6 protein-coding genes are annotated in these 9,649 nt (G+C 37.6%); 2 read left to right on the top strand and 4 right to left on the bottom strand.

Annotated features, from left to right (window positions below; all coding sequences use genetic code 11):
- Positions 1 to 118 precede the first annotated feature (118 nt).
- Positions 119 to 1,789, bottom strand: a complete 1,671-nt coding sequence (locus tag AC3WOM_RS25585; RefSeq protein ID WP_492448883.1) for a methyl-accepting chemotaxis protein — start codon at positions 1,787 to 1,789, stop codon at positions 119 to 121.
- A gap of 245 nt (positions 1,790 to 2,034) precedes the next feature.
- On the opposite strand from AC3WOM_RS25585, the gene AC3WOM_RS25590 reads away from it, so the two are divergent.
- Positions 2,035 to 3,201, top strand: a complete 1,167-nt coding sequence (locus tag AC3WOM_RS25590; RefSeq protein WP_492448884.1) for an FtsW/RodA/SpoVE family cell cycle protein — start codon at positions 2,035 to 2,037, stop codon at positions 3,199 to 3,201.
- Positions 3,202 to 3,368: 167 nt separating this feature from the next.
- Here AC3WOM_RS25590 and AC3WOM_RS25595 read toward each other — a convergent pair whose 3' ends face one another.
- From AC3WOM_RS25595 to AC3WOM_RS25605, 3 genes are read right to left on the bottom strand one after another with little or no spacing between them, the layout of a single operon-like run.
- Entirely contained in the window at positions 3,369 to 4,721 is a 1,353-nt protein-coding gene (locus tag AC3WOM_RS25595; RefSeq protein WP_492448885.1) for an aspartate aminotransferase family protein, read from the bottom strand.
- A 32-nt stretch (positions 4,722 to 4,753) separates the two neighbouring features.
- Positions 4,754 to 6,283: a CoA-acylating methylmalonate-semialdehyde dehydrogenase gene (locus tag AC3WOM_RS25600; protein WP_492448886.1), complete on the bottom strand. Its 1,530-nt coding sequence runs from the start codon at positions 6,281 to 6,283 to the stop codon at positions 4,754 to 4,756.
- A 17-nt stretch (positions 6,284 to 6,300) separates the two neighbouring features.
- Complete coding sequence (locus AC3WOM_RS25605) at positions 6,301 to 7,710, bottom strand: amino acid permease (protein WP_492448887.1); 1,410 nt, start codon at positions 7,708 to 7,710, stop codon at positions 6,301 to 6,303.
- 203 nt (positions 7,711 to 7,913) lie between these two features.
- Between AC3WOM_RS25605 and AC3WOM_RS25610 the strand changes: the two genes are divergently transcribed.
- Positions 7,914 to 9,482 carry a PucR family transcriptional regulator gene (locus AC3WOM_RS25610; RefSeq protein WP_492448888.1) on the top strand — a complete coding sequence of 523 codons (1,569 nt, stop codon included), beginning with the start codon at positions 7,914 to 7,916 and terminating at the stop codon, positions 9,480 to 9,482.
- The last annotated feature ends 167 nt before the right edge of the window (positions 9,483 to 9,649 follow it).

Consider the following 9,649-nt stretch of genomic DNA (forward strand, 5'->3'; position numbering starts at 1 on the left):
TGGAACGGAAATCACCTTCATTTTAACTAAATATTCACAAAAAGTCCCTTGACTATTTAATTTTTCAACACTATGAACCTTACTTTGTATATAAACAAAGTAAGGTTACACTTGCTTATTAGATTGAAAATCGCTTTACAGCAATTTGTAGAACTTTTGATACTTTCCGTAACTCTTTTATATAACTATGGAATTGCTGCTGGGCAGTTAATTGATCTGTTGTTAGTGTAGCTACATGCTTGGTCGAAGCAGCATTTGTATCAGAAAACGTTGTTAACATCACAGCATCCTCACTAACCTTTTTCGTATGATTAGCAATCTCTTGAACAGTAGCAGATACTTCCATAATGTATGGCTTAATGGTATGTACTTTTTCTAAGATTTGATCAAAGCTTATAGCAGTTTTCCCTGTTACATGAACACCCTTATCTGTTGCAGCTAATACACCCTCCATCATTTGCACGGCGTAGCTTGAATCTAGATGGATATTTTGAACAATGGACGTAATGGTTTGTGTTGATTGAACCGTCTGCTCTGCAAGTTTACGAACTTCATTTGCCACTACTGCAAATCCTTTGCCATGCTCTCCTGCTCGTGCGGCTTCAATCGATGCATTTAAAGCTAGAAGATTTGTTTGTGCAGTAATTTTTTCAATCACTTCAACCATTTGGTCGATTGTAGATGCTCTTTCAACTAAATTAAAAATGGCTGTATTTGATTTTTCAACCGCCTGCTTTATGTTCTGTATTTGTGTTAAATTTGCTTGTACAATTTCTGTGCCGCTTTCTGCATCACGGGCAGTTTTATGAGCGAAATTTTCTACAACCTGTACTTTTTCTAAAATAATTTGTACACCATTCAGTACTTCCTCAAGAGATGCTGTATTGGAAGCCAATTTTGTAGTTGAGGCAGCTGTTGAATCTGAAATAGACTGCACATCCTTCGCAATCTTATGCGTTGTGGTAGATGACCGCTCCGAAGATGTTTGCAATTTCCCAGTCATTTCTTCTACCTCATGTGCACTATTTGTTACGGTATGCAGCAGCGTTTTCACCTCATTTACCATTTGGTTGTAGGATAACACTACCTCACCTAGTTCATCATGAGCGACATAGCTGGCATTTGCTGTGAAATCGCCTTGCTCCGCTCGCTTTAATAAAGATTTCAATTGACGAGTTGGTACATTTACAGCCTTTGTGGCTATAAATCCAATAAAAATAACTAACAATACAACAAATAAACATACCCCACCAAGTAACCAATATCCAAATTGTACATCCTTTTGGTAGGTCAATTGCTGTTCCTTAGCACGTTGCACCAAATAGCTTTGAGTTTCTTCTAATAAGGTATGGCTTTGCTGGCTCACAGATAAAAATGACAATGTATAAAACTGTTGTTGTTCATTTAGGTTCAATTGCTTATAGCTTTCAATCAATTCCATCTGCTGTACAAGTAAGGTCTTGTATTTCTTCATTTGATGATCCATCTTTTTATCGACTTCTAGACTCACTAAATGATCTAAAGGCTGCTCCATGCTTTTGAGTATGGTAGTCATTTCTTGATAAGATTCTGCTGCATCCACTAAATAATCTAACTGTCGTTGTGATTCCTCTAGTTCGTTTAACCATCCAATTGGTACTAATCCTTGTGTATAGCTCTCACTGGCATTCCAGGACATTTTTCTTAGATAATCCACACTAAAAATGCCTAGCAGTACATTTGAGAGCACACAAACTATCATTAGTACAAGTAGCTTGTCCTTCACCATTATGTAACGAAAAAATTGCATGATCCTTGGCTCCTTCTCCAGCTCTTACCAATAATCATAGTATCCAGATATAAAGCTAGTGTTATGTTTTTGTAAATATTGTTCGAAGAGTTATGAAGCATCTATAATTTGTAAATAAAATATTAAATTATTTTAATTTAAGACATCCTTGATTTCATATTCCTCAAGTTCATATGTTGCAACCTTCCATCTCTTACTATCGTTTGGTATTAATAGTAGCATTTAGGGAAACAGGAGGTGTTTGAGTGTTACAGTTCAATAAACTAGATAGAAGTTTAGTCATTTGCTTGCTGTTACTCGGTCTGATTAGTTGTCTCTTCGTACACTCTAGCAGTTCGGTATTTGAACAATATTCAAGCTCTTTTATCATCAAGCAGTCTCTATACTATCTTATCGGATTTGTAACGATGTATGGGGTAGCTACACTTGATATAGAACAACTAAAAAAGATTGGCTGGCCATTTTATATAGTCATGGTGTTATTAACATTCGGATTATTTATTGCACCTGAAAGTATAGCTAGAACGGTCAATGAGGCAAAACGCTGGTATCAAATTCCATTATTAGGTTCATTCCAGCCATCAGAGTTTTTAAAGTTTGCTTTTTTAATTGTTGTCAGCAAAGTTATTGTTGCACATCAGGAAAAATATAAGCACCCCTCCTTTTTAACAGATATGCGGCTCCTATTTACAATTGCTGTTATTACGATTCCACCAACACTTGCTGTTTACAAGGAACCTGACACAGGTATGACAATGCTTTATATGGCAATGATCGTACCGATGCTTTTCTTTTCAGGTATTCAGAAAAAGTTGCTGATAATCTTTGCTGCTATACCAGTATCGATTATTAGTATTGTGGTTATTCTTTATGTAAAATTTAATGATTTTTTTACAGAAAAAGTCCTAAGTAAATTATCTGGACATCAAATTTCACGAATTTATGGCTGGTTGCAACCTTATGAATATCCAGATTCATCTTTTCAAACTAGGCAGGGCTTTTTAGCAATTGGCTCAGGTGGGTTTACAGGAAAGGGGTACCTGCATAACAATGTCTATGTTGTGGAAAAACATACAGATTTCATTTTTGCAAATATCGCTGAGGAGGTAGGTTTCCTTGGAGCCGCATTCGTCATCATACTTTTATTTTTTGTGATTTATCGTATTGTCCTCGTTACAGTAGAGGCTAAGGATCCGTTTATGACGCTGATGGGAGCGGGCATTGCTAGTTTATTGGCCTTCCAAATTACTCAAAACATTGGTATGACAATCGGGCTTTTACCCGTAACAGGTATGACATTGCCGTTTTTAAGCTATGGAGGTAGTTCCCTTCTATCAAATTTCATGCTAATGGGGATTGTGATGATTATCTATAAATCTTATAGCGGTTACATGTTCAAAGCCGAGGAGTAGGTGATAACCTTATGAACACTACTTTAAAAAAGAGAATTATACTATTACTAGTTTTGACAGGAGTCTTTTTGATCATACTAATCATTCGTCTTGCCTTTCTGATGCTGTAAAAAATCAATAAGCTGTCTTGAAAGTCATTGTTATTGGCTTAAAAGACAGCTTTTCTATTAAATTTTATGAATACTTTCTATGACAACTTCAATTATTTTCGTTAGATCTTCTTGAGCTATATTCAGTGGTGGGGATAACGTTAAAACGTTATTAAAGCCAGCAACAGTGGCTCCATTTTTACCAATAATAACCCCCTGCTCTTTACATGCTGCGATCACTGCATTTACTTTCTCCACCGGTAGTGGTTCCTTAGATGCTTTATCTGCAACTAATTCGATTCCAATTAGTAAACCTTTCCCTCGAATATCCCCAACGTTTGGGTGATGATTTAATGCCTGTTGCAGTGCTTGGAGGGTTGTAGCCCCGACCTCACTAGATCTCTCAAACAACATTTCCCGCTGAAGAATTTCAATATTCTTTAATGCTACGGCGCAGGCTACAGGAGAACCGCCAAATGTATTGACATGACGGAAATAATCATATGCATCAGAGCCAGTAAATGCCTCATAAATTTCTCGTTTTACAGCTGTCGCTGATAAGGGCAAATAAGCACTTGTAATCCCTTTTGCCATTGTAATAATATCTGGTTTTACATCATAATTCATAAATCCAAACGGCATACCTGTTCGGCCAAAACCACAGATTACCTCATCTACAATCATTAAAGCTCCATGCTTTTTACAAACTTCTTCAATACCCTTTAAATAATTTTCTGGTGGCATGATAACCCCGCCCCCTGTAATGATTGGCTCTAAAATCATAGCAGCAATTGTATCACTAAACTCCCATGTCATCGTTTTATCAACAGCCCTAACGCTTGCTAAATCAACTGAGGCAATCGTATCGCATTCATACTCGCGATATTGATCTGGGGGGGCTACATGTACAAATCCAGGAGATAATGGCTCATATTTAAATTTTCGCTCTGCTTGCCCAGTAGCAGCTAATGCGCCAAAGGAATTGCCATGATAGGCACGATAGCGAGAAATAATTTTATAACGAGAGCTTTGGCCTTTTTGCTGATGATACTGGCGTGCAATTTTAAAAGCAGTTTCATTTGCCTCTGAGCCACTGTTTGAGAAGAAGATGACATAATCTCCGCCCAGTAACTCATTAATCTTTTCAGCTAGCTCCACTGCTGGTAAATGCCCTTGAGATAAAGGTGCATACGGATTTTTCATCATTTGCTCATATGCAGCATCTGCTAATTCCTTTCGACCGTAACCAACATTTACACACCAAAGCCCTGCCATCGCATCAATATATTCAACTCCATTTGTATCAGTAATCCTTGCACCTTCAGATTTTTCCACTACGTAGGTAGCCTTCGGATTATAGGGTTTCATTGAATGCCAAACATATTGCTCATCTTTTTTTAAAACATCACTTTTAAGATTTACCTCAGCCATATTAACACACCCCTTATATGATTGTGACTTGCTTAACTCTTCACATCGTTATTACTAGGAAATGCAAAGGAACTTGCTGTATCCTCTGTTTCGTCTGGCCAACGTTCAGATATTGTTTTTGACTTCGTAAAGAAGCGCGCTTGGTCAGGTCCAAACATATGCCCTTCACCAAACTTAGAGCGCTTCCATCCACCAAAATTGTGGTAACCTACTGGAATTGGAATTGGCACATTGACCCCTACCATCCCTACTTCAATTTCTTCTTGGAATTTACGAGCTGCTGCACCACTATTCGTAAACATTGTGACTCCATTCCCTAATTCATGGTTATTAATTACATCAATCGCTTCTTGTAACGTTTGAACACCTACTACAATACGCGCAGGGCCAAAAACCTCTTCCTTAAAGATTGTCATATCTGGTGTTACATTATTTAGCAAAGTCGGACCAAGATAAAAACCTTTAGACGTTTCGCATATTTTTGGATTTCGACCATCTATCACTAGATTCGCACCTTCAGCAACGGCACCATCAATATAGCGAATAATGACATCTTTTGATTGCTGTGTAATTACTGGACCAAAATCCACCTCATGATCTGTATAAGGCCCTATTTTCAATTTTGTAATTTTTTCTTTTAATATATCTGTAAAACGTTGCTCTGTATCTTTTCCTACAACAAGTGCGCCTGAAATAGCCATACAACGCTGAGAAGCTGCTCCATAGGCTGCCCCTAAAAATGCATTCGCCGTTTGTTCTAGGTTGGCATCTGGCATAACAATCATAAAGTTCTTCCCGCCACCAAATGCTGCAACACGTTTATTATGCTTAGTACCTGTTTGGTAAATATATTCAGCAACTGGTGTTGAACCAACAAATGAAATTGCTTGTATCTCCTTATTTTCAAGAAGTTCATTTACCGCATCCTTATCGCCATTTACAACTGTCCAAATCCCATCTGGAAGCCCTGCCTCTTTCCATAGCTTGCTTATAAACAATGCTGAAATCGGCACGCGCTCCGATGGTTTTAAAATTACCGCATTCCCTACTGCAACTGCCATACTCGTAATGGCAAGCGGAACCATAACAGGGAAATTAAACGGAGCAATTGTTGCAACAACCCCAAGTGGGCTCTTTGCGGAAAATGCATTAATATTACCTCCTACATTGACAGAGTACTCCCCCTTTAGCATTTGCGGAGCACTAATCGCCATATCCACAGACTCAATACCACGTACAATTTCTCCCTTTGCATCCTCTCTTGTTTTTCCACTTTCCTCGCAGATCAAGGCAATCAATTCATCCTGTTTTTCAATCAATAATTGACGGAAGCGATGTAAAACCTCTACTCGTTTACCAATCGCTGTTTTTTTCCATTCAGGGAATGCTTCCTTAGCCAGCTGAATTGCTTGCTTAACCTCTTCTTTAGACGCTAAAGGAACCTGTGCAATGATTTCTCCTGTCGATGGATTATAAACTTCTGAAAATCGTCCACTTGTGCCAGCTACTTCTACCCCGTCGATAAAGTGTGTTAGCGCTTTCATTTTTTGCTTAACTGTCATCTTTTCACCACTCCTTATTATTGTTGTTCAAAATCTAACTCTTCCTCTTGGAAAATTGCCTCATGTTTTGGATTAGAGACCTTTTTCCTTTGAGTGACCATATAGAAAATCATGACGATCGCCACTATAATACATGTAAATAATATTTGCGAACGCATGGAGTCAATAAAGAACATAGAGACAAGCAATGCGGCTGTAGCCAAAATAGTGAAATACGTTAAATACGGAAATAACCACATTTTCACTTTTAATAGTTCTGGATTTTCCTGTTCAATTTTTCTTCGCATTCTTAATTGTGAAAAGGCAATTATTAAATAAAGAATTAATGTGATTGCACTACATGAGCTAAGTAAAAACATAAAGACTTTGTCTGGAGAAACATAGTTCATAATAACTGCAATATAGGAGAAGAACGTCGCTGCTAGGATGGCATTCACAGGTGCACCTTTTTTATTTAATTTTAAAAAGGCTTTTGGGGCCTCCCCCTTCTCTGCCAAAGAAAATACCATTCTTGATGTTGCGTAAAGTGCGGAATTCAAGCATGATAACACGGCCGTTAAGACCACAAAGTTCATAATTTGTGCAGCAGCAGGAATACCGATATAATCCAATACTGCAACATATGGGCTTGTTAAAATATCTGAGGAATGCCATGGCAATAATGTAACTACCACTGTAATTGATCCAACGTAGAAGATTAAAATTCGCCATGTGATAGAATTTGTAGCCTTCGTTACTGCTGCTAACGGTTCATCAGATTCCCCTGCCGCAATCGCAACAATTTCTGTCCCCATAAAGGAAAAGATCACAATAACAACACCCATTAAAACTGCACCAAAACCATTTGGTAAAAAGCCACCCTGCCCAATCAAATTAGCTGTTCCAATAGCAACAAAATTTGGTGCAATGCCAAATATAATAAATGCACCAAGCCCTAAGAAAACTACAATACTTACAACCTTAATAAGAGAGAACCAATATTCAAATTCGCCAAAAGCTTTTACAGAAAGTACATTTGTTAAAGTTAGCGCTACTGTCAGCATAAGACTAAGCAGCCATAAAGGAATACCATCATACCAATATTGAATAATTGCGGCCGCCGCCGTTGCTTCTAAGGCAATGGCTATGACCCAGAAAAACCAATATAACCAACCAATCATAAAACCAGCCCAAGGTCCAATTGATTCATGTGCATAATGCGCAAAAGACCCACTTGTTGGATTGACCGCTGCCATTTCCCCAAGCATTCGCATGACAAGAATGACGATGATACCAGCAAAAATGTAAGATAGTATAGCACCAGGGCCGGCTAAGTTAATGACCGAGCCACTTCCCATGAATAGGCCTGCACCAATAACTCCTGCAATTGCAATCATTGTCATATGCCTTTTCTTTAACCCTCTCTGTAAATGCGTTTGTTGCTCCATATCTATCACCTCTTTTTTAGATTGGACTATCGCTTAACAAAATCTTACACGTTCCAAACATTGGAAGTAATAGACAAACTGTAAAATTCTATACTTTTGTTTTATACATAATGTAAAATAGACTAAATATTCTTGAAATATATTTTTTACGTTTAATTAAGCGAAAATATAACACTAGTAAGAAAAAAGAAAGGAGAATATTGATGAACCAATTTAAATTAAAGGTGAAGGATATATTAGAGAATAAGTATTTTAAGAGTGCAGAGGTAGTGGCTGGAGAGGACGGATTATCAAGGATTGTCAAATGGGCACATGTCATTGAAATTGTCCAAATAGATAATTTCCTGGCTGGTGATGAATTGGTCTTGACAACTGGCATAAGCCTGCAACATTGCATAGAGGATTTTATCTTTTTTGTAGAGTCATTGATTCACAAAAATTGTGCTGCATTATGTATTGAGTACGGTGATTATCTACAAACCATTCCAGAAGTGATTGTGTCACTTGCCAACCGTCATAGCTTCCCTATTATTGTTTTTCACGAAACTGTTCCCTTCGTTCGCATTACTCAGGATTTACATAGTCAAATATTAAATCAACAATATTTAATGATTTCCACGTTGGAATCCTACTCTCAAACATTAAATAAAAATGCCCTACTAGGACAAACGACAGATGATATTTTACAAAATATGTACAATGAATTAAAAACTCAAATTGTATTTTCTATTAAAAGCCGAGAGCCTATTTTTTTCCCAAATGCAATGCCTAAAAAGCGTCAGCTATTACTAGAAATGAAGGAAATAGCCCCCGAATTTAAGCATGAGCCTATCTTTATTTTTGATCAGCATTATGCTGATTTGACTCTTTATAGAGCGGATGGTCAATTTTCAGAATTCGAACTACTCATTTTAGATCGTACAGCTACAGCATTAGCACAGCTATTAATGCGAGAGTTTTATATAGAGGAGAAACAGAATATGGAGGATGCCACTATTTTGGTGGATTGGATAGATCAAAAACTATCGAAAGAGGAAATTTACAAATTTATTGTCACTCACCATTCTAACTATAAAATTTCTAGTGGAGCTGTCTTTATTTTAGCATCCCCACGTACTGTTCCTAAAGTGCAAGAAGATATTGTCTATAGTAAGTTATATTACCGAAATCTCTTTGAACAATATGGATTTATTCCCTTTTTATTCGAAAGAAAGAGCGATATTGTCTTTATTCTCCTTCATATCAAAGATAGTAAATCGAGTCGGGAATTATTGAATTCGTTATGCTCCTCACTTCAGCGGGCAGAGTTTTACAAAAAACAAATAGCTCAAGGTTATCAAGTAGCTATTGGAAAAGTAGTTTCAGATGTTGTAGAAATTCCTAAAAGCTATCAAACCGCTCTTGAGACGTTATATATTTGCAGCAAGGTGCAAACAACTTCTTATTTTTATGATGATTTACATTTATATCACCTTATCTACAAGCTCCAGATGCAGGTTAATTTACAGGAAGTCATTCAAGATTATTTACAGCCTGTAATTGAATACGATCAAAAATATAATAGTAAGTTACTAGAAACATTGCAGGTCTATTTACAAACGAGTGGCTCCAAGCAGCAGACAGCCAATCAATTGTTTATTGTACGGCAAACGCTCTACCACCGCTTAAAAAAGCTTGAAAGTCTGTTAGGAGAAAATTTTATGAAGGGACATAATCGCATTACGCTTGAATTTATGCTCCTTGCTAATTCTTTGATTGAGGATAAAAATTAAATCCCTTAGTTTTGGAGTACGGTTGGATTGGTTCTCTGGTGTTTCGCTCGGGTCTCCCGCCGTTTTGCTCGGGTCTCCCGCCGTTTCGCTCGGGTCTCCCGCCGTTTTGCTCGGGTCTCCCGCCGTTTTGCTCGGGTCTCCCGCCGTTTTGCTCGGGTCTCCCGCCG

This window comes from Lysinibacillus sp. FW301-JW8 (assembly GCF_058788755.1).